The 20283-nt window shown below is 65.0% G+C and carries 18 protein-coding genes and 1 tRNA gene; 3 read left to right on the top strand and 16 right to left on the bottom strand.

Annotation, left to right across the window (positions count from 1 at the left end; genetic code table 11):
- A partial coding sequence (locus WA983_RS14955; RefSeq protein ID WP_424312263.1) for an MG2 domain-containing protein occupies nucleotides 1-3008 on the bottom strand: 3008 nt, incomplete at its 3' end.
- 198 nt (nucleotides 3009-3206) lie between these two features.
- On the opposite strand from WA983_RS14955, the gene WA983_RS14950 reads away from it, so the two are divergent.
- Together WA983_RS14950 and WA983_RS14945 are read left to right on the top strand one after the other, a co-directional pair.
- Nucleotides 3207-3285, top strand: a tRNA-Ile gene (locus tag WA983_RS14950).
- Between the two features lie 157 nt (nucleotides 3286-3442).
- The gene (locus tag WA983_RS14945; protein ID WP_424247321.1) at nucleotides 3443-3718 is read left to right on the top strand and encodes a hypothetical protein; all 276 of its coding nucleotides are present in this window, start codon (nucleotides 3443-3445) and stop codon (nucleotides 3716-3718) included.
- A gap of 21 nt (nucleotides 3719-3739) precedes the next feature.
- Here WA983_RS14945 and WA983_RS14940 read toward each other — a convergent pair whose 3' ends face one another.
- From WA983_RS14940 to WA983_RS14885, 12 genes are all read right to left on the bottom strand, one after another.
- Nucleotides 3740-4600 (bottom strand): PAS domain S-box protein, encoded by an 861-nt coding sequence (locus tag WA983_RS14940; RefSeq protein ID WP_424247319.1) that lies wholly within the window; start codon nucleotides 4598-4600, stop codon nucleotides 3740-3742.
- Between the two features lie 13 nt (nucleotides 4601-4613).
- Nucleotides 4614-5258 (bottom strand): helix-turn-helix domain-containing protein, encoded by a 645-nt coding sequence (locus tag WA983_RS14935; RefSeq protein ID WP_424247317.1) that lies wholly within the window; start codon nucleotides 5256-5258, stop codon nucleotides 4614-4616.
- The gene (locus tag WA983_RS14930; RefSeq protein ID WP_424247315.1) at nucleotides 5255-6325 is read right to left on the bottom strand and encodes a hypothetical protein; all 1071 of its coding nucleotides are present in this window, start codon (nucleotides 6323-6325) and stop codon (nucleotides 5255-5257) included. Before WA983_RS14930 ends, WA983_RS14935 begins: the two co-directional genes overlap by 4 nt.
- Nucleotides 6326-6344: 19 nt before the next feature.
- Nucleotides 6345-7502, bottom strand: a complete 1158-nt coding sequence (locus WA983_RS14925; protein ID WP_424247313.1) for an NAD(P)/FAD-dependent oxidoreductase — start codon at nucleotides 7500-7502, stop codon at nucleotides 6345-6347.
- A gap of 122 nt (nucleotides 7503-7624) precedes the next feature.
- Nucleotides 7625-8671 (bottom strand): Ldh family oxidoreductase, encoded by a 1047-nt coding sequence (locus WA983_RS14920; RefSeq protein WP_424247312.1) that lies wholly within the window; start codon nucleotides 8669-8671, stop codon nucleotides 7625-7627.
- Nucleotides 8668-9861 carry a fumarylacetoacetate hydrolase family protein gene (locus WA983_RS14915; RefSeq protein WP_424247310.1) on the bottom strand — a complete coding sequence of 398 codons (1194 nt, stop codon included), beginning with the start codon at nucleotides 9859-9861 and terminating at the stop codon, nucleotides 8668-8670. The genes WA983_RS14920 and WA983_RS14915 overlap by 4 nt, the downstream gene beginning before the upstream one ends.
- A gap of 7 nt (nucleotides 9862-9868) precedes the next feature.
- Nucleotides 9869-11278: an FAD-binding oxidoreductase gene (locus WA983_RS14910; protein WP_424247308.1), complete on the bottom strand. Its 1410-nt coding sequence runs from the start codon at nucleotides 11276-11278 to the stop codon at nucleotides 9869-9871.
- Nucleotides 11279-11281: 3 nt separating this feature from the next.
- Nucleotides 11282-13066 (bottom strand): IlvD/Edd family dehydratase, encoded by a 1785-nt coding sequence (locus WA983_RS14905; RefSeq protein ID WP_424247306.1) that lies wholly within the window; start codon nucleotides 13064-13066, stop codon nucleotides 11282-11284.
- Between the two features lie 120 nt (nucleotides 13067-13186).
- The gene (locus WA983_RS14900; protein WP_424247304.1) at nucleotides 13187-14236 is read right to left on the bottom strand and encodes a TRAP transporter substrate-binding protein; all 1050 of its coding nucleotides are present in this window, start codon (nucleotides 14234-14236) and stop codon (nucleotides 13187-13189) included.
- Between the two features lie 71 nt (nucleotides 14237-14307).
- Nucleotides 14308-15588, bottom strand: a complete 1281-nt coding sequence (locus WA983_RS14895) for a TRAP transporter large permease subunit (RefSeq protein ID WP_424247302.1) — start codon at nucleotides 15586-15588, stop codon at nucleotides 14308-14310.
- 2 nt (nucleotides 15589-15590) lie between these two features.
- A complete protein-coding gene (locus WA983_RS14890) occupies nucleotides 15591-16151 on the bottom strand; it encodes a TRAP transporter small permease (protein ID WP_424247300.1) in 561 nt (186 codons plus the stop codon).
- Between the two features lie 27 nt (nucleotides 16152-16178).
- The gene (locus WA983_RS14885; protein WP_424312262.1) at nucleotides 16179-17060 is read right to left on the bottom strand and encodes an IclR family transcriptional regulator; all 882 of its coding nucleotides are present in this window, start codon (nucleotides 17058-17060) and stop codon (nucleotides 16179-16181) included.
- 185 nt (nucleotides 17061-17245) lie between these two features.
- Here WA983_RS14885 and WA983_RS14880 point away from each other — a divergent pair, with 185 nt between their 5' ends.
- Nucleotides 17246-17563 (top strand): YnfA family protein, encoded by a 318-nt coding sequence (locus WA983_RS14880; protein ID WP_424247297.1) that lies wholly within the window; start codon nucleotides 17246-17248, stop codon nucleotides 17561-17563.
- Between the two features lie 6 nt (nucleotides 17564-17569).
- Here the strand turns inward: WA983_RS14880 and WA983_RS14875 are convergent, their stop codons facing one another.
- From WA983_RS14875 to WA983_RS14865, 3 genes are all read right to left on the bottom strand, one after another.
- Nucleotides 17570-18178 (bottom strand): class I SAM-dependent methyltransferase, encoded by a 609-nt coding sequence (locus WA983_RS14875; RefSeq protein ID WP_424247327.1) that lies wholly within the window; start codon nucleotides 18176-18178, stop codon nucleotides 17570-17572.
- Nucleotides 18179-18405: 227 nt separating this feature from the next.
- Nucleotides 18406-19452 (bottom strand): serine hydrolase, encoded by a 1047-nt coding sequence (locus tag WA983_RS14870; protein ID WP_424312261.1) that lies wholly within the window; start codon nucleotides 19450-19452, stop codon nucleotides 18406-18408.
- 36 nt (nucleotides 19453-19488) lie between these two features.
- Nucleotides 19489-20253 (bottom strand): SDR family oxidoreductase, encoded by a 765-nt coding sequence (locus tag WA983_RS14865; RefSeq protein WP_424247325.1) that lies wholly within the window; start codon nucleotides 20251-20253, stop codon nucleotides 19489-19491.
- Between the last annotated feature and the right edge of the window lie 30 nt (nucleotides 20254-20283).

Raw genomic sequence — 20283 nt, 5'->3', positions numbered from 1 at the left:
TTCGCGTCCGTGTTCCCCTGGCACAAGGTACCCAGAGAGGCCACCTGCTCATGGGAGTCATAGGCATAGAAACCGCCCACCAGGCGCTTGCGGGTGCTGTAGGTCGTGCGCACGCGGCCGTCCAACTGGACCGGCACGCCGGCCTGTGGCTGTCCGGCCGTATCCAGGGCCAACAGGGTGACGCTGGACTTTTCCCCGCGCGACATCCAGCGGCCCGTGCGCAGGCCGACCACGACGGCCGAGGGCCAGACCCGCGCCGTCTGGGCCAAGGTCTGGATCTCGCCGGAAGGATCGGCGAAGGAAGCCTCGAACAGCCAGGACTGGGGCGTTGACGGGCGCGGCAGATCTGCCAGATCCACCCGCGCCCCACCCTGCGCGTCCAGGGTCAGGGCATGGCGATCCAGGATCAGCCGCCGTAGACCGGCAGCCCCCGCATCGGCAGATTCCGGATTCCCGGATTGTGCATCGTCCTCGCCGGATCTCTGCACGCCAAAGCTGAAGTCATCGTATTCAGGGAAACTGGGCGTCAACGGCCGCGCCACCGCTGACAACATGGCGGGCAGATCGCGCGCCGGACCACCTGAAATCCAGGACAGCTGCAGATCGGCGCGGACCGATTGCGGCGCCACCAGCGTCCCGCCGACCTGCGCCTCATCCCCCGCTATTTTCAGCGAACCCGTCAGCAGCGGCAGCTTGAAGGACTCGACCCGGAAATCGCCGGCATGCAGCCAAGGGGTCCAGTCGTCATCCGCACCTGCCGAAGGCTGCAATTCGATCGAATAGCTGCCCAAATGCGCCTTGCGCGGGATCGTGTAATCCAGCAAGGCATACTGGCCCCCGCCCGGTTGGGTCTTCCAGTCCAGCGCCAACGTTTCAGCGTCTCCCGAGCCCTCGTGCGACAGGCGTACCTGCGTGGGCAAGCGATCGGCGGGCAGATTTTCCACGCCGTTGCGGCTCAAGCGGCGCAGGAACAGCTTCATGGAAACCGTTTCGCCCACCCGCAGCAGCGTGCGATCCAGCACCGCATGCGCCACCAGATCGGGATCCCGGGACCGGCTGGTCGGCACATTGAAACGCCAGGGCTCGATCCCCCGGTCCCAGCTCGACCAGGCAAAGGAGAAATCCGCCTGACCATGGGCCTGAGGATGGTCGGCCGCGATGCGCGCCGTGACGAACACGCCCGACTGCTCCGTACCCTCGCAATACCCGTCCGTCGGCACGGGCGTGTCCGCGTGCCAGACCCCTTGCGCATCGGTCTCGCCGTCCAGCAGACGCTGGCCGTCGCAATTCAGTACGGCCACCCGGGCGCCCGCGACCGGTTGCCCCCGATCCAGCGTCGTCACCCAGACCAGGGTATCGTCGCGGCCGGTCTTCAGATGTACCGCCAGATTCGTCACCAGCACGGCCGAACGCACGTGCATGATTTCCTCGTCCGCCGACGCGCCTGCGCGCTTCAGCAGCGCGGCCCCCAGACGAGGGGAAGCGACCTCCAGCACGTGCAGACCGGGCTCGGCCAGAGGGATGCCGACCATCTCGATGTCCTGGCCTGCCGCATCCTTGACCCCGGGCAGCGTCAGCGTCCGGACCGCATCCTTGGGGCCGAACACCGAACGCGAGCGCACGTCGATGCGGCGCTCGTTTTCCTGGGCCTCGCGCGGCACGCGCAGCGCCAGCCGGTCGGCAAACTGGCCGGCCGTCAACGAGCCCTCCTGGAGCCCCTTCACCCGGGCATACCATTGCAGGGCCTGGACGTCGTCCGTGATCACCTGGTCGCTCACCTGGCCGGCGGACAGGACGAGATCCCGAGTCTGCAAAGGCGACTCCACCCGACGCAGCGCCAGCGGCGCCAGGGCGTGCCGATCCTGGCCCGGCGCGCCTTCGACGAAGCGCTCGACGATGCCGAACTCTCCGGAGGCGAATTTCGCCAGGGGCGGCATGGCGTCCAGCGGGATCGTCAGGGGAAAGCGGTCCGCATTGGCCAGCGGCGACCCCATATCGTCGCGCAGCGCATCGGGCAGTGTCAGCGTCAAGGTCGACCGCTCCGCGAAGGGGGGATCGAATTGCAGCGTCTCGATCGCGTCGCTCGACGCATCCTCGCCATCGGGGCCGAACTGGCGCGCCACGCGCGGCCCCTGCGGGGTGTCCAACGCAACCCGTGCCGCCAGGTCCCGGGGCACCGGCCTGGAGAAAGCCACGAGGATGGGGAACAGCGGCGAGCACGGCGCCTGCGCATTCGTGCGCGTGCAGCTCATGACCGCGTTGAACGCAGTGCGGACCTCGAAGTCCTCGGCCAGCCCGACCCTGGACGGCACCCCGGGCTGGCCAGCCTGCCCTGCGGAACGCACACCGGCCTCCACCACCAGCCGCACCCGCGCCTTCGGCGGCAGCAGGCGCTTGCATTGCAGCAGGCGAGCGTCCGCCCCGGCATCCTCTTCGCCGGACAGACCGGTCGCCTTCAGGATCAGCTCGCGGTCCACCCCCGTCACCAGACGCGTGGGCACGGCCTCGCCCAAGCCCTCGACCTCGCAATACGCATGCTCCAGCAAAGACTTCGTATCCGGCGCGGCATTGAAGCGCAGCACGAAGACCTGATCCTCCGAAATCGTCCGGCCCCAGGGCCGGACCAGCCGGGCACGCGGCCCGCCCGTGGCGAAGCGCCGCGCGTCACCGGCCAGCGGCTGGCCCTGCACGTCGCGAAAATCCGGATTGGGGCGCGCCTGGCACGACACCGCCCCCGCCAGGGGCTTGGCGAAGACATAGATCCAATGCTGCGGATCAGTCCAGCGGCCCGAGCCCTTGACCGCATCATCGTCGCAAGAAATCAGGAACGGATCCGCCGCGCCGTCATTGCCCAGCGACACGGCGGGCACGTCGAAATCCGCCTGCACCCGGGCGATCCGGGCCATCATGCCCTCGGGGGAGAACCGTGTGACCGACAGGGCCGAGGCCGAGGAGGACACGCACAGGACCAGCGCCGCCAGCGCGGTCCGTGTAAGAAGATGCCGCATGGGGTGCTCTCCCGGGTCATTGCTGTTTTTATGCTTGGGGATCAGGTTACCATCCTGACGAGTACGTCGTCATGACGGGATGGGACACCGACGAACGTCGACTGCGCGTGTGTACGCACCGCACGCGGTACGCGCTGCCCGCCCTATGCGATAATCCCGGACTTCCAGCCCCGGACATCCCATGCTCCGGACGGAAGCGGGCCTCTAGCTCATGCCTGGTTAGAGCAGTGGACTCATAATCCATTGGTGCCGAGTTCGACTCTCGGGGGGCCCACCAGCATTCTTCTCGCCTGTCGCCGCCGCGAGACACTTCCCCACCCCCACATGTGACCAATCATGGCCACTCCCGCTGAAATACGGAGAAATCCGGCAACTGTGTAAGCGCTGGCAAATCCAGCGGTCCACGCTCCGCCGCCAGGGTCATAATTTCCATCATGAAGACCCTGCACACCCGCCGCGCCGGCCGGCTGATTCTTGCGCTGGCCCTGGCATCCGCCCTGGGCGGATGCGCCGTCTACGAACCTGCGCCCACCTACTACGACGATGGCGGGGTCGTTTATGGCGGCCCGTCCGTCTATGTCGCGCCACCCGTCTACGTGGCGCCGCCGACCTATTACTTCGGGTTCAGGTCATGGGGCGGACACCGGGGCTACGGCCACGGCTGGCACGGCGGTCCGGGTCGGCACGGAGGCCACGGCTGGCGCCGCTGACCCGGATCGACACCCTGCGCCTTACTGTGCGGCGGCGCGCCGGGCGCGTTCTGCCTCTACCCGCTCCGTCACGTCACGCGCCATGGCCACCGAGCCGATCGCCGCACCGCGTGCATCCTCGACCAGCGCAAAGGTCATTTCCACATAGCATTTGCCGCCGTCCTTTTTCAGGCCCCGCGTCAGGGTCGGACGCCCTTCGAGCTTTGTCCGGCCACTGGCCAGCGCAGCATCGAAACCGGCCCAGTGCGCCGCACGCAGATGTTCCGGAATGATCAGATCCAGGCTGGCGCCCAGCGCCTCGGCTGATGTAAAGCCGAACAGCCGGCTGGCCGCCTGGTTCCAGCGCACGATTTTGCCCGCACGATCTGCATAGATCAGGGCATCGGTCGTCTGCTCGACGAGTCGCTCCGCCAGATCACCGGGTTGCGTCTCGGCGTCCCGGATGTCGCTCAGGATGCGGCAGAACAACGCCGCCGGCATCGAGGTCCGTTCCGGCTCGGATTCGCCGGTCAGATGCAGGATGTCCAGACCCTGAGTCGATGCCAGGACACGGCGCAGCCCCTCGTTCTGGGCGAAACGCGTGCGCAGCGCCCGCTCGACCAGGCCATGGTGGGCATCGGCCCCGAATTCGAACTGCGCATCGCCCCAGTAGGCGAACTGCTTGTCCGCCCCCTGGCCGCACGCTTTGGCGTCCCAGGCCGAGGAGGCAAAAGCCTGCGCCCGGGACGCATGGCCCGGGGGAAACTTGATGCCCTGGATGAAGCCCTCGACGGATGCCAGCAACTGGCCTTCGAATTCAAAGGGCGACAGGCTGAAATTGGACAGGGCGACGCCGCGCCAATCATCAGAGGTGAACGAGACGTTGATCGTCTTGCGGGTCATGCGAGGCCTCCCATCAGCAACAGATCGAAATGACCTCGGCCGGTCGCCGGCTGAGGCTGACATAGACGTGACCGACGCCACTGTCGAAATAGGCGGCCTCGTGCCGGCCGAGTTCGACCGTCTCGCCGTTTTCGAACAGAATCCGCACCCGCCCCGAAAGCACCATGACGAATTCCTGTCCCGGATGACGGATGGTTTCCGAAAAATCGCCCGCCTCGCGCGCATTGATCAGCGCCACCAGCGGCTGCATCTTCTTGCCCGGAAACGCGCCGCACAGCACGCTGTATTCGTACTGATCGGTCTCATAGCGCTGCACGTCGTCGAAGCGATCCTTGACGACCGTCGGGCTGGCGGCTATGTCCGGTGCCAGCCGCGCGTTCGCGGGCATGAACAGGCGCGTCATGTCGATGTCCAGCGCGCGACCAAGCTGCAACACCTTTTCGTAGCTGAGCGCGATCTGTCCGCGCTCGGCCTTCGACACGGTGGACACTGCCAGACCGCTGCGCTGAGCCACTTGCTGCAACGTCAGTTGCCGTTCCTTGCGCGCGGCGCGAATCCGCGCACCGACCTCGTGCCGCCCCGCCAGGCCCGGATCGACGACCGGGACGCTGGCGCCCGGAAGCACCTTGGCAAGGACCTGAGCAGCGCGGGTTTTCATGCGGCGGCATCCTGACGGCGCGCCACACGCAGCCAGCCTACGAACGCCAGCGCCATCAGCACGAAACCGATGTAGCCATAGATCGGATACACGATCCCGACCAGCTTGATGAAACCGACGAAACTGCCCGCCAGCGCCAGCACGCCCGCCACGACGGCGCCGACGCGGAACTTGCCGGTTTCGGCAGGCACGATGCGCGCCATGAAGGCATAGAGCATGCCGACTGCCGTATTGAGGATCATGCCGAAAATCACCAGCGACATCAGATGGCCCAGCCAGGGCGAGATCTGCGTGGCGATCGACAGCATCGGCATGGGCATGCCGCCGATCGTGTCCATGCGCAGATACATCGCCACGGCGATCAGCAGGATCAGCAGGCCCAGCAACAGGCCGCCCAGGGCGCCGCCCCAGAACGCGGTCGAGCGCGATTTGGCCCGTCCGCCCATGATCACCAGGAACGGCATCCCCGCCACAAGGTTGTAGGACACGTACAGCAAGGCCGCGACCAGCCACTGCCCGGCGCCCCGGGGCTGGGTCTGCGCGGCTGCCGCGAGTGCCTCATGACCGGCGTGGGGCGACATCAGCACATAGCCGGCCACCACGACCGTCATGAACATCAGGAACGGCGTGACAGTGCCGATGAAGGCGATCACGCTGCGGATGTCCAGGCATACGATCAGGATGGTGAAGACGGTCGCCAGCACGCTGCCCCAGACCTCGGGGACGCCCAGCCACTGATTCAGCAGCGAGCCGGCACCGGCCAGCATCACCACGGTGATCGCAAACAGGAAGAAAGTGATCAGCACGTCGAATACCAGGCCCAGATGGCGGCCCAGCATGGCGTGGACGACTTCCTTGTGAGATTCCGCCGCCAGGCGTTGGCCCATGGTGGAAAACGCCATCGACAGCAGGGCGAACAGGGCGCCCGAAACCACGCAGCCGATCAGGCCGACGAGGCCGAAACTGGCGAAAAACTGCAGGATTTCCTGCCCCGACGCGAAACCCGCGCCCACGATAACCCCCACGAACGCGCCTGCGATCCTGCAGACGTCCTTGAACGAATCCATGCCTTTGTCTCCCTAAGGTCTAGTGATGTTGCCTGGTGATGAAACGGTTCGGACTCAGACGGTCGGCGACGACCCCCTCGCGCGTCAGAAATTCCGGCAGTGCCCGGCCCAGCAGCAGCGCACACGCCGCGGCCGACGCCCCCGCCGAGGTCTGGATGCCGTAACCGCCCTGCCCGGCCAGCCAGAAAAACCCCTGGCACTGCGTATCCCAGCCGATGACGAAATCGCCATCGGGGGCGAAGCTGCGCAAACCCGCCCAGACGTGCCGAGGCCGCCGGATGCGCAGACTGGTCATTGATTCGATATGGTGGATGCCCAGGGCAATGTCCAGTTCCTCGGGCACGACGTCATGCGGCGCTACCGGGTCCGCATTGGCCGGCGAGCCCAGCAACTGCCCCGCGTCGGGTTTGAAGTAGAAGCTTTCATCGATGCCGATGACGGCTGGCCAGGCGCCGACATCCTCTCCTTCCGGGGCGGCAAACGTGAACGCGGAACGGCGCCGGGGCTCGATCCCCAGCGTTTGCGCGCCGCATAACGCGGCCACCGGATCGGCCCAGGCGCCGGCGGCATTGACCACGGCACGCGCCAGCACAGAGGTGCCGTCGCCAAACGTCAGCGCCCATAGGCCATCCCGCGTGTCGCGCACGGCACCGGTCAGTTCGGCCTTGCAGCGCAACTGCGCGCCCAACCGTGTCATGCCGCGCAGAAAGCCCTGATGCAACTCGGCCACGTCGATATCCATGGAATCCTGATCGTGCACGGCACCGATCATCCGCTCTGCTTCCAGGCACGGCACCAGCGCCTTGGCGTGCGCCGCATCGATCATGTCAGCCCGCAGGCCATCGCTCCGGTACATCGCCAGCGCGTCTTCCAGCAAGGACTCCTGCCCCGCCGTGCCGATGTACAGCACGCCGCGCGGATGCAGCAAAGGATGCGCGCAAAAGCCTTCCGGCGGCTGCTCGAAGAATGCGCGGCCAGCCCGCGTCAGGGCACGGATCTGTTCCGTGCCATAGCTTTCCATGAACATGGCCGCCGAACGGCCCGTGGAGTGGTAGCCCGGCTGGGATTCGCGTTCGAGCACCACCACGGACGCGCCTTCCCCGGCCAGCCGATAGGCGACCGATGCCCCCGCCATGCCGGCACCGATCACGGCAAAATCGAATACAGAATCACTCATGACGCACAGTCCAATTTTTCCAATAGGAAAATTATCGTATAGGAAAAAAATGGACAATACCCGGGTTTACCCTTGCTCATTCGACACCGGCCGCAGGAGCGGCGGCCGGGTGTCTTCAGTGCTCACCCCGGAAAGCTCACACCATATTCACGCCCGCAAGCCTCCAACTGCGGGACGATGGCGGGATGCAAGACCAGACCTTCACGCAATTGCTCCCGCTTGCGGGCCACCCCTCGATCACCCGGCATCCGCACCGGCCCCGCGCCCGGACGAGGCGGATTTTGGCGACACGCATCGCCCAGCCAATCGGTCTGACGCGTAAAGCCCGCCAGCCCGCCGAAGGCCTCGGGGTCGTAGAGCGACAGGAAGACCGTCGCCCCCCAGCCGTCCGGCGGATCGGCACGACCATGCGCGGCCAGCCCTCCGGTCAAGGCCTCGACGAGCAGGGCCAGGCCATAGCCCTTGTGCCCCGACTCCAGACCGCCCAGCGGCAGGATCGTGCCCGGAGGGTCCTGGGACAGCACGGCGGGATCACGACTGGGGCGGCCCTGCGCATCCAGCAGGCAGTCATGCCCGTACGAAGTGCCCGCCGCGTCCATGCGGGCGGTCAGGCCGTTGGTGACGATCGACGCGGAAATATCGACCATGAAAGGCGTGTCCGACGTCGGGATGCCGGCGGCGATCGGATTGGGCGTGAACACGCCGCGTGTACCCCCATGGGGCGCCACGCTGGCCCCCGCCGGATCGGAGCTCGCCAGCACCGCCATCAGCCCGCGCTCGGTCGCCCAGGAAAGATAAGCGGCCAGGCAGGCAATATGATGGCTGCGCCGGATGACGAGCGTCGCCGTTCCGTACTGGCGCGCGCGCGGCTCGAGCGTCTCCAGGCCACGCCGCACCAGCCAGGGCCCCGGCAGCCGCCGGCCGTCCCACAGCAGTGCGGCCCCCCGGTCCGACAAGACATCGGGCGCGCCCGATGCCGTCATGGTTCCGGCCCGGATTTCTCGCACATAAGGCGCCAGCAGCGCCAGGCCATGCGTATCGTGTCCCAGCAGATCGCCTTCCACCAGGACTTCCGCAACCACCTGCGCCATCTCGGCGTTCATGCCTGCCGCCGACAGCAGCCGCTCGGCGAAACGCTGCAGGGACTCGGCGCAATGGCGCGTGCTCATGAAGCCCGTTGCGCCGTGGGATGCAGCAATCCGCGCGCCGCCAGATTCGCGTACAGGGCACGGATACCGAAGGTCCAGGGCGGAATTTCCGTCGACAGGCCCACCGTATTGACCAGGGCGCCCAGCGCCGGAGCCGAGATCGTGACGACATCACCCACATGGTGCGTGAAACCGCCCCCCTGGGCATCCCGGTCCTTGATCGGCGAGAACATCGTGCCCAGGAACAGCATGAAGCCATCCGGATACTGATGGTGGGCGCCATGGACCTGCGCCACCAGTTCCAGGGGATCGCGCGTGATCTGCACCATGTGGCTGGCGTCTTCCAGCACGAAGCCGTCATCGTGGCCCTCGATCCGCAGCGACACACTGATGTTGCGCACGGCCTGCATGTCGAAGCGCTCATCGAACAGCCGCACGAACGGGCCGATGGCGCACGATCCGTTGTTGTCCTTGGCCTTGCCCAGCAGCAAGGCGCTGCGGCCCTCGATGTCGCGCAGGTTCACGTCATTGCCCAGCGTGGCGCCCACCACCCGGCCATGGCTGTTCACCGCCAGGACCACTTCGGGCTCCGGATTGTTCCAGTGCGAAGTGGGCAGCAGGCCGACCTGCGCGCCGCTGCCGACCGAGGACATCGGAGACGCCTTGGAGAACACTTCGGCGTCCGGCCCGATGGCGACTTCCATGTACTGGGACCAGGCGCCCCGGCGCTGCAGTTCGGAGCGCAGCCTGTCCGCCTCCTCCGAGCCCGGGCGCACCCGGGACAGGTCGGTGCCGATGAGCTGCTGGATTTCCTGCCGCAGCACCTGCGCCCGGGCGGGATCGCCATGCGCCTGCTCCTCGATCACACGCTCGAGCAGGCTCACGGTGAAGGTCACGCCGCAGGCTTTGATCGCCTGCAGGTCGCAAGGCGCCAGCAGATAGGGCACGCAGTCATCGCGTTGCGTGCTGGCACGCAGGATCGCCTCGACCGGACCGATGAGTTCCGCCTTCGCGGTGCGGGCGATCTCGACCGCATCGGCGCGTTCGAGCAGATCCGCCATCGTGGCCGCATGCGGCGTGATGTCGAACACCTGGCCGTCACGCACTGTGACCACCGCCGGACCGGCCACGGGGTCCGGACGCCAGACGCGGCCCACCAGGACGGCATCGTTCGCGTCCTTCGGCAACCATGTATCGGATAAAACGTTCATTGTTGACTCATGCCTCCCAAGACACCAATTTCCCTGGATTGAAGATGTTGTTGGGGTCGAACGCGTGCTTGATCATCCGCATCAGGCCCAGCGCCGCCTCGCCGTGTTCGACCTTGAGGAATTCCATCTTGTGGATCCCCACCCCATGTTCGCCCGAACACGTGCCGTCCATCTCGATGGCGCGATGCACCAGCCGATGGTTGATCTCCTCGGACATCTGCCATTCCGTCTCGCTTTCCGGATCGATCAGCATCTGCACATGGAAATTGCCGTCTCCCACGTGGCCCACGATCGTGTAGGGGAAAGGCACGTGCTGCAAGTCTTCAGCCGTCGCGGTCACGCAATCGGCCAGGCGCGAAATCGGCACGCAGACATCGGTGGCGACACTGCGGGCACCCGGCCGCAGCTGCAGGCCGGAGTAATGCGAATTGTGGCGCGCCGTCCAGAGGCGCGTACGGTCCTCCGGACGCTCCGCCCATTCGAAATCCACGCCGCCGTGTTCTCGCGCGATTTCCTGGACGATCTCCGCCTGCTCCTGGACCAGGGATTTGCTGCCATGGAATTCGAACAGCAGCAGAGGCGTCTCTTTCAGGGACAGCTTGCTGTAGCGGTTGACCGCATTGACCGCCCGCTCATCCATGAATTCGACCCGGGCGATGGCCGTACCGGACTGCATGATCTCGATCACCGCCTGCACGGCATCGGCCAACGTGGGGAAATTGCACACGGCCGCCGTGATGGATTCGGGCAAGGGATAGACTCGCACCGTGATCTCGACGATGATGCCCAGCGTCCCCTCGCTGCCCACGAACAAGTGCGTCAGATCGTAGCCCGACGAGGATTTTCGGGCCCGGCTGCTGGTGCGGATGATGTCCCCTTGAGCCGTCACAACTTTGAGCGACACCACGTTCTCACGCATGGTCCCGTAGCGGACGGCATTGGTGCCGGAAGCCCGGGTCGCCGTCATGCCGCCAATCGAGGCATGCGCCCCTGGATCGACCGGAAAGAACAACCCCGTATGGCGGATTTCCTCGTTGATCTGGGTCCGGATCACACCGGGCTGCACCGTGACGGTGAAGTCTTCCGCATCGATCGACAGCACCCGGTTCATCTGGGCGAAGTCCAGGGTGATCCCGCCCTGGATGGGCAGCACGTGCCCTTCCAGCGAAGAACCGATGCCGAACGGCACGATGGGAATGCCGTAGCGGTTGCACAGCTTGACGGCGGCCACCACTTCGTTCTCGTTCAGTGGAAAGATCACCGCATCGGGCGGGCACAGCGGATACGGCGATTCGTCCTTGCCGTGATGATTGCGCACCGCTTCGGACGTGACGAAGCGATCGCCGAACAGCGATTCGAACTGGGGAATGCTCTCGGCGGGCAGCGGGCGTCGAACGGATTTCGGAAGATTATTCATGATTCAATGATTGTTGCGAGCTTCACCGCGGGTCTCGATGACGTTCAGATACAGCGTGGCGGGCTCCATGCAGGCGCCCGTGCCATGCTGGCCGACGGTAGTGCGATAGATTTCTTCCCAGGGCGTCTGGTTTTTGAAGATCGGGGGACGCCAGGCATCGCGCCGGTCCTTGAGTTCCGCGTCCGGGATCAACACATCCACGCGCCGGGTATTGAGATCCAGCCGGATCATGTCGCCTGTCTTGAGAATCGCCAGACCGCCCCCGATGGCGGCTTCCGGCGTGACGTTCAGGATCGAGGGGCTCGCCGACGTACCGCTCTGCCGGCCATCCCCCATCGTCGGCAGGGTATCGATGCCCCGCGCGATGAGCGCCGCCGGCGGCTGCATGTTCACGACCTCGGGGCCGCCAGGGTAGCCCACCGGCCCCACGTTGCGGATCACCAGGATCGTTTTTTCGTCCACCCCCAGCGCGGGGTCTTCGATGCGGGCGTGATAGTCTTCCGGCCCCTCGAACACGACCGCTTTCAGTTCCACCTGATTCGGATGCGCCGGGTCCGACAGATAGCGCTGACGGAATTTCTCGTCGATCACGCTGGTCTTGATCACCGCATTGTCGAACAGATTGCCGCTCAGCACCACGTAGCCGGCATTGTCGCGCAGCGGCTTGTCGTAGGCGCGGATCACCTCGCGGTCCGGTTCTTCGACGCCCGCCAGGTTTTCAGCCAGGGTCCTGCCCGTCACCGTCATCACGCCGCCGTCGAGCTTGCCTGCGGACATGAGTTCGCGCATCACGGCGGGCACGCCACCGGCCCGATGGAAAGCCTCGCCCAGGAAGCGCCCCGCCGGCTGGCAATCCACCAGCAGCGGCACGTTCGGCCCGAGTCGCTGCCAATCGTCGAGCGTATGCGCCACACCCATGTGCCGCGCGATCGCGATCATGTGGATCGGACAGTTGGAAGACGCCCCGAGCGCCGCTGCCGCGACGACCGCGTTTTCAAAAGCCGCCTGCGTCATGATGTCCGACGGGCGCAGGTTCTCATGCACCATCGAGACGATGCGCTTGCCCGTTTCATAGGCCATCCAGCCGCGCTCGCGATACGGCGCGGGAATCGCCGCACAGCCCGGCAGCGACATCCCGAGCGCCTCGGCCAGCGAGTTCATGGACAGGGCCGTCCCCATGGTATTGCAATGTCCGACGGAAGGCGCCGACGAGGCCGCCGCGTCCATGAACTTTTCGTAATCGATTTCACCCACCGCCAGGAGCTTGCGGGCTTCCCAGATCAGCGTGCCCGATCCGGCCAGCTTGCCGCGCCACCAGCCGTCGAGCATCGGCCCGCCGGAGAGCACGATCGCCGGGATGTTGACCGTCGCAGCCGCCATCAGGCAGGCGGGCGTGGTCTTGTCGCAGCCCGTCGTCAGCACGACCCCGTCGATGGGGTAGCCGTGCAGCACTTCCACGAGCCCCAGATACGCAAGATTGCGATCCATCGCCGCCGTCGGGCGCTTGCCGGTTTCCTGGATCGGATAGACCGGGAATTCGAGCGGAATGCCGCCGGCGTCACGGATCCCGTCGCGCACCCGCTTGGCCAGTTCCAGGTGGTGGCGGTTGCAGGGGGTCAGGTCCGATCCCGTCTGCGCGATGCCGATGATCGGTTTGCCCGACTGCAGCTCCTCGCGCGTAATGCCGTAGTTCAGATACCGCTCCACATACAAGGCCGTCATGCCCGGATCGTCCGGGTTGTCGAACCAGCGGCGGCTGCGCAATTGAGTCTCTTCAGACGCTGACATGTCAATTCCCTACCTGCTTTCAAAATATGGCGCACGGAACCGCCCCTCCCGGGGTGATTCCGGCACATGCGTCCGACGCCCGCATCTCGCGAACAGGCGCCGGTTCTTCACCAGCCAGCCTTACGCGCCCTTCTGCGCCTCGGCGGCCGCCTTGACCACGGCGTCGATCGTGTCGGGACCGATGGCATCACGCAGTTCTTCGACCACCGGCTTCACCTTGTCGCGGATGATCTGCTTTTCCGCAGCCGAGAAAGTATCGATCTGCACACCGTGTTCCTTGATGAACGCCATCGCCTTCACATTGCCTTCCTGACTGATCTTGCGCTGGTAGGCCTGAGACGTCTTGGCGGCCTCCTGGATCACCTGTTTCTCATCGGCGGTCAGGCCGTCCCACCACTTCTTGGACGCCAGCAGCACGAAGGGCGTATACACGTGGTGCGACAGGGTCAAGTACGGCTGAACCTCATAGAACTTGCTGGTCTGGATCGTGCTCAGAGGGTTTTCCTGGCCGTCCACAGTCTTCGTTTCCAGGGCGGTGAACAGTTCCGTGAAAGGCATCGGAATCGCATTGGCGCCCAGCGCCTTGAACACATTGAGCGCCACCTGGTTCTGCATCACGCGCAGCTTGATGCCCTCGATATCCGAGGCCTTGGTGATGGGGTGACGGGAATTGGTCAGGTCGCGGAAACCGTTCTCCCAATACAGCAGGCCGATCAGCCCCTTGGCGGGAAGCGCGTCCAGCAGCGCCTGGCCCGGCTTGCCATCCAGCACGGCATAGGCCACTTTTTCGTCATCGAACAGGAACGGCAGGTCGAACACGCCGAAGCCCTTGACCATGCCCGCCAGCGGTGCGGTCGAGACGAAGGTCATTTCCTGGGAACCACCGACCAGAGCGCTCTGCATCTGCTCGTCCGAACCCAGGGCGCCATTGCCGTAGGTCTTGACCTTCATCTTGCCGTCGCTCAGCTTGGCGACTTCTTCGGCAAAGAATCGCGTGGCCTGCCCCGTCGGACTGGTGTCGGCCAGGCCGTAACCGAAGCGAATGATGCGCGAGTTGATGTCCTTGGCCAGGGCATCGGCCGAGCCCAGGCCGAAGGCCATGGCGGCGGCCAGCCCCATCGCCAGGCCCTTGAGGTGCAGATTCTTCTTGAGTGTGAGAGTTGCTTTCATCTTGCTCCATCCTTGGAAATGACGACCGGATCGCCTGCCCAGCGGAATGCTGGTGCGACAGTCCCCCGGCCTTAATAAAACCAACGCAAAGGCGTCAGCACGATCTGCGGGAACAACACCATCAACAGCACCATCGCCGTATACGCGATCACGTAGGGCAGCACCCCCTTGATCACGTCCTCCATGCGCACCCGTGCGACCCCGCACACCACATTGAGCACGGTTCCCACAGGCGGCGTGAGCAGACCCGCGCAGCCCACGATCACGAAAATCACCCCGAAGTAGACGGGATCGATCCCCGCCTTGTTGATCACCGGCATCATGACCGGCGCCAGGATCAGGATGGTGGGCGTCAGATCCATGGCCGTACCGATGACGGTGAGCAGGATCACGATGCTGATCATGAGCAGCGTGGGCGAATCCACCAGCGGGCCCAGCAGGTCGATGATGGCTTCGGGCAGATCCGCCAGCGTGATCATGTAGGACGTCACCAGCGCCGCCGCCACCAGGAACATCACCACGCTGGTGGTCATGGCGGTATTCACGAGGATCCGGAAGAAGACCTTGAGCGAGATTTCGCGATAGACCACGATACCGACGAACAGGGCGTACATGGCCGCAACCGCCGCCGCCTCGGTCGGGGTGAAAATACCGCCGCGTAGCCCTCCGATGATGATGATGGGCAGGAACATCGCCCAGATCGACCCCCGCAGCGCAATCAGCCGTACCGCCCAGCCTTCCTTGGGCGAGGTCGTCATGGTGCGCACCCGGCGGCAGGTATACGCCCACACGAAGGTCAGGGTCAGCCCCATCAGCAAGCCCGGGACGATGCCCGCCATGAACAGCTTGGTCACCGACACATTGGCCACCACCCCGAAAATGATGAACGAGATCGAGGGAGGAATGATGGGACCGATGATGCCGCCCGCCGCGATCAGGCCGGTGGACTGACTCATGTCGTAGCCCCGGCTGCGCAGCATCGGCACCAGCATCGATGCCAGCGCGGCGGCGTCCGCCACAGCCGAGCCGGACAGCGCAGCCAGCAGGATGCTGGCCATGATGACCACGTATCCCAGGCCGCCATGGATGTGGCCCACGAAGGTCACCGCCAGGTGGACCAGCCGCCTGGACATCCCGCCGGAATTCATGGCCTCGCCCGCCAGGATGAACAGCGGCACCGCCATGAGGGCGAAATTGTCCGCGCCGGTCAGCAGGTTCTGGGCGATGATCTGCGTGTCGAAAAAGGACAGATGGAACATCAGCGCGATGGCACTGAGCAGCAGCGCGAACGCAATGGGCATGCCGAACGCCATGAAGCCCAGCAGCACGCCAAGAAAGATCAGGACGTTCATGTTCAGATCTCCTCGGCGCTATCGACGGACGTGCAAAAGCGCGCGATGTTTTCCCGGGTCGCGGGCGTCCTCAGAGCGACGACCAGATCCAGCAGGATCATGAGCGCCATCACCACCGAGGCGAACAGCGCCGCGCCACTGAACACCGCGATCGGCATGCCGACGACCGAGGTCACGGTATCCATGCCGATCACCGTCTGCCGCCAGCTACCGTCGATCATCAGCCACAGCACCCACAGAATCACGCCCTGACGGACGATGTGCGTGATCTTTTGCGCTTGCGGAGAGAAACGCTGCACCAGCATATTGATCGCGATGTGCTGGCGCGAACGCAAGGCGACGACGGCGCCGACGAAGGTCAGCCACACGAAGCTCAGGCGTGCGACTTCCTCCGACACCGTAATGCCGGAATTGAAGCCATAGCGCAGCACGACGTTGCCGAACACCAGCAGCAGCATGGCCAGAACGCAGATCGCCAGCAGACACATCAATGCATAGAAGAGCGCATCGGCGGCCTTTTCGGGCCAGCCGGCCGTCTTGTCTCCCACCTTCTGATTACTCATGAAAGTCTCTTTTGTGGTTGGAATTCATCAGGACCCAGGGCGGCGGCCCGGTACAAGGCCAGAAGCCGACCGAACCGAGGAAAGCGAAACCTGGCGCGTCATGACGGGCACCCGCCCGATCCGCTGTTCGATCGCGCGGCAGGTCGCCAGCAGAGGCTCCACATAGACGCGTTCGAGATCGGGTTGCTGCCGGAATTTCAGCGTGCTCACGCTGACGGCGGCGATCGGGTAGCCTTCACCATTCAGAATCGGCGCACCGAAGCATTGCACGCCCGGTTCGTTTTCTTCGTCGTCGGTCGCCCAGCCTCGTTCCCGGACATCGTTCAGCCGGCCCCTCAGCTTGTCAGCCGACATGATCGTGTTGGGCATGCGCGGATGAAACTCCAGATGATCCAGCAGGAACTCCCGCTCGGACGCGGGCAAGAAAGCCAGATAGGCCTTGCCGACCGCCGTGGAATTGAGCGTCGCGCGGGCGCCGATGCCCGACACCAGGCGCACCGCACTCAGGCTTTCCAGCTTTTCGATATAGATCATGCAGCGATCCCCCGGAACCGCCAGGTGAACGGTTTCGCCGGTGCAGTCGCGCAGGTTCGTCAAGTCTTCGGATGCGATCAGCCGAAGCTCGGAACCGCCCCAGCTCTGGCTGGCCAGGCTGATGAGGCCCGGTCCCAGCACATAGCCTTTGCCCAGGATGCTTTCGGCCAGCAGGCCTTCGGCCAGCAGGCCCGCAGCCGTCCGGTGGACCGTCGCGCGCGGGTAACCGCTTTGCTGCGCCAGTTCGGCAACGGAGACCGGTTCCTTGCTGGCTGCGACCAGACGCAGCAAATGGACGAACTTGGAAAAAGCAGCCGTACCCGCCGGCTTTTGAGCCGGCCGGGAACCTTGCGATCCGGATGAGGATGCCCACATAGTGAACTCTTTGTCTACAACATGGGCACTATGGTAAAAAAAAACAACCGCTCTGAAAACTAGGGTTATCACGGGCGGCCTCGGCCGCTTCGAACTACATTAATGGTCAGATCATCTACGTGGATGGCGGGGTGATGTCGATCCTGTAAATCCCCCGGCTCCTTGCAAGGCTTTCCGAATCCGGCATGAAGACTTTTTCCCTCTACCTCATCACGGCACTCGCCGAGATCGCGGGCTGCTATTTGCCATGGCTCTGGTTGCGCCAGGGGGGATCGGCCTGGCTGCTGCTGCCCGCCGCGCTCAGCCTGGCGGCCTTCGCCTGGCTGCTGACCCTGCATGAAGCCGCATCCGGCCGGGTCTACGCCGCCTACGGCGGGGTCTACATCGGCGTTGCCATCCTGTGGCTCTGGGCAGTCGACGGCGTGCGTCCCACCGTCTGGGACATCGGCGGCGTCGCCGTCACGCTGGCCGGCATGGGACTGATCGCGTTCCAGCCGCGCTAGCCGGGATCACCCGATCTGAGCGGACTCCGGCTCGCTCACGCGCGCCAGCGTGATCACCCGGGCGGGCGGCAGATTGGCCCAGATGGATCGATCGCTACGCAACTCGAAACCGTCCGATAACTCAGCGGCGGGCAGGCCACGCAGCGCATAGGTGAACTGGATCAGCGGACAGCCCGGCCGCAGCAGCGTCCGGCACTGATCGAGTACGGCGGACACCACACCTGCTTCCAGAGAACGCAGCGGCAGGCTGGACACGATGGCATCGACCGGTATTCCTGGCGCGCTGGCATCCAGCACATCCGACAATTGGGCGGCATCGCCCTGCAGGATCGCCACTCCCGGGAACCGCTGGCGCAGATGCCGCACAAAGGCCGGGGCGCACTCCACCACCCGCAAGCGCTCCGCCGATACGCCCTGATCGAGCAAGGCCTGAGTCACCACGCCAGTCCCGGCGCCCAATTCCACCACCAGACCATCGCCCTGGGGATCGATCCGGGCCGCCATACCCTGAGCCAAACGCTCCGAACTGGGCCAGACGGCCCCGACCCCGGCTGGTGCCTTCAGGAATTCACGCAGAAACAGCCCCGTCGGCGCCGCCCGGATCACTCCGGCCATGCGACGGGAATCGGCCGCATAGCGTAATCCAACCGCCCCGACAGCCCGCAAGCCTTCGATCAAGGGCAACAGCCCGACACCCGCGTTTTTCGGCATGGAGACCCCTTCCAGTTCTCAAGAAAAAGCGATGCCGATAAGGTATCAAATGCGATGCCGAACCGGAGTATGTGTTCGTGACAAGGAGAATGCACCATACTGGAGCACACGAAACATCTTGGTCACACCCCTTACTTGTCGTACAGCCCAGCCACGTTTTCCGGCGCAGCGCCTTCTCCACCCTGCTTCGCCACCATCCGGCTGTCCAGGACACGCCGCAGGCGCACCGCGTCGCCAAAGCGCGCCCCACTCATTCCCTGCGCGTTGAGCAGCACCATGGCCAGGTTGCGCCCGTCAAGCCGGACCATCATCACCAGGCAGTCGCCGGCCTCGCGGGTGGTGCCGGTCTTGGAAGCCAGGATGTCCCAGCCTGGGCGGCCCACCAGCATATTGGTATTGCGAAACGTCCGGCCGTCCACGCTGTATTTCGGATCCGTGGTGAATTCCCTGATCAGCGGCTGTCGGGATGCCGCATGCACCAGCTTGGCCAGATCCCTGGCCGAAGACACGCTTTCATTCGACAGGCCGATGGGTTCGACAAACCGGGAATCACCCATGCCCAAGGCACTGGCCCGGGCGTTCATTGCCTCGACGAAAGCCGTCATGCCGCCTGGATAGCTGCGCCCCAGGGCATGCGCCGCGCTGTTTTCAGACGAGGCCAGCGCCAGGTGCAGCAGATCGGTGCGGCTCAGGCGCGCGCCGGTCGACAGGCGCGAAGGCAGCTCGCTGGGCACGTCGACGTCGCTGGCGTCGATGGTGATCTTCTCGTCCATGGGCAGACCGGCACCCATCACCACCAACGCCGTCATGAGCTTGACCAGCGAGGCGATCGGCCGCACGGCGGCCTCGTCACGCGCGAACAGGACTTCGGAGGTGTCCATGTCCTGCACGAACGCCGTGGTGGCCTTGAGTTTTTCGATTTCCTTGGCCGGGTCTTGCGTGACCAGGGATGCCTTGGCCACGGCATCGGGATCGAGTGCTTCGGGCACCGCCCCCCAGCGTTGCACGGCGATGCGCCGGCCGTAGCCGTGCAGGCAGATCGGCAGAGAGGGCTGGGCATTGCAGGGATGGAAATTGGCGACCTGGGCCCGCACGGGCAAGGGCCAGCCCGCGCCCGCAAGCAAGGCCGCCGTCATACACACCAGTCCCAGGATCCATCCCGAATGCCGCCAGGCCATGATGATCCGACTCCAGGCAAGAAACGCAAGAAAACGTCAGCCGCGTCCCACGAACGGCATCCGGGTCGCCATGACCGTATGAAACAGGACATTCGCATCGAGCGGCAAATTGGCCATGTACAGCACCGACTGCCCGACGATGTCCACGTCCATGCGCGGCTCCACCGCCATGTCGCCGTTGGCCTGAAGAATGCCGTCTGCCATGCGCGTCGTCATGCTGGTGGCCGCATTGCCGATATCGATCTGGCCCACGGCAATATTATATTTACGCCCATCCAGCGCAGCGGTCTTCGTCAGACCGGAAACCGCATGCTTGGTCGCGGTATAGGGCATCGAATTCGGCCGTGGTGCATACGCCGAAATCGAACCGTTATTGATGATGCGACCGCCCTGGGGCTGCCTGGCCTTCATGACGCGAAAGGATTCGCGAATGCACAGAAACATGCCGGTCAGATTGACATCGACGACCTGCTGCCACTGCGCCAGCGTCAGGTCCTCCAGGAGCACCGCCGGCGCACCGCCCCCGGCATTGTTGAACACCACGTCCAGACTGCCGAAGTGGCGCACGCAGGTCTCGAAAAGACGAATGACGGACTGCTCGTCCGTCACATCGGTGGGGACTGCCAGGGCGCGATCGCCGGCACCGGAGTGCGCCGCGACCTCTTCGAGCGGCTGCGCACGGCGCCCCGCCAGCGCCACCCGGTAGCCCGCATTCAACAAGGCCAGTGCCGCAGCCCGACCGATGCCGGAACCCGCCCCGGTGACGATGGCAATTTTCGAGTTGTTGGAACCCACGCGAATCTCCTGGCGCAAGCGATGCCCGGCATGGCA

Origin of the sequence: Castellaniella sp., assembly GCF_049650445.1 — a bacterium.
GTDB lineage: Bacteria > Pseudomonadota > Gammaproteobacteria > Burkholderiales > Burkholderiaceae_B > Castellaniella.
The sequence above is the reverse complement of the archived record's forward strand: the minus strand, read 5'-3'. Positions and strand labels throughout refer to the sequence as shown.

What these genes read in the sequence shown, in the direction of transcription:
- WA983_RS14915 (WP_424247310.1), bottom strand. Translation starts at nt 9,861, where the DNA reads ATGAACGTTTTATCCGATACATGGTTGCCGAAGGACGCGAACGATGCC.
- WA983_RS14895 (WP_424247302.1), bottom strand. Translation starts at nt 15,588, where the DNA reads ATGAACGTCCTGATCTTTCTTGGCGTGCTGCTGGGCTTCATGGCGTTC.
- WA983_RS14930 (WP_424247315.1), bottom strand. Translation starts at nt 6,325, where the DNA reads ATGGATTCGTTCAAGGACGTCTGCAGGATCGCAGGCGCGTTCGTGGGG.
- WA983_RS14940 (WP_424247319.1), bottom strand. Translation starts at nt 4,600, where the DNA reads ATGACCCGCAAGACGATCAACGTCTCGTTCACCTCTGATGATTGGCGC.
- WA983_RS14880 (WP_424247297.1), top strand. Translation starts at nt 17,246, where the DNA reads ATGAAGACTTTTTCCCTCTACCTCATCACGGCACTCGCCGAGATCGCG.
- WA983_RS14910 (WP_424247308.1), bottom strand. Translation starts at nt 11,278, where the DNA reads ATGAATAATCTTCCGAAATCCGTTCGACGCCCGCTGCCCGCCGAGAGC.
- WA983_RS14900 (WP_424247304.1), bottom strand. Translation starts at nt 14,236, where the DNA reads ATGAAAGCAACTCTCACACTCAAGAAGAATCTGCACCTCAAGGGCCTG.
- WA983_RS14870 (WP_424312261.1), bottom strand. Translation starts at nt 19,452, where the DNA reads ATGGCCTGGCGGCATTCGGGATGGATCCTGGGACTGGTGTGTATGACG.
- WA983_RS14935 (WP_424247317.1), bottom strand. Translation starts at nt 5,258, where the DNA reads ATGAAAACCCGCGCTGCTCAGGTCCTTGCCAAGGTGCTTCCGGGCGCC.
- WA983_RS14945 (WP_424247321.1), top strand. Translation starts at nt 3,443, where the DNA reads ATGAAGACCCTGCACACCCGCCGCGCCGGCCGGCTGATTCTTGCGCTG.
- WA983_RS14920 (WP_424247312.1), bottom strand. Translation starts at nt 8,671, where the DNA reads ATGAGCACGCGCCATTGCGCCGAGTCCCTGCAGCGTTTCGCCGAGCGG.
- WA983_RS14875 (WP_424247327.1), bottom strand. Translation starts at nt 18,178, where the DNA reads ATGGCCGGAGTGATCCGGGCGGCGCCGACGGGGCTGTTTCTGCGTGAA.
- WA983_RS14925 (WP_424247313.1), bottom strand. Translation starts at nt 7,502, where the DNA reads ATGAGTGATTCTGTATTCGATTTTGCCGTGATCGGTGCCGGCATGGCG.
- WA983_RS14885 (WP_424312262.1), bottom strand. Translation starts at nt 17,060, where the DNA reads ATGTGGGCATCCTCATCCGGATCGCAAGGTTCCCGGCCGGCTCAAAAG.
- WA983_RS14890 (WP_424247300.1), bottom strand. Translation starts at nt 16,151, where the DNA reads ATGAGTAATCAGAAGGTGGGAGACAAGACGGCCGGCTGGCCCGAAAAG.
- WA983_RS14905 (WP_424247306.1), bottom strand. Translation starts at nt 13,066, where the DNA reads ATGTCAGCGTCTGAAGAGACTCAATTGCGCAGCCGCCGCTGGTTCGAC.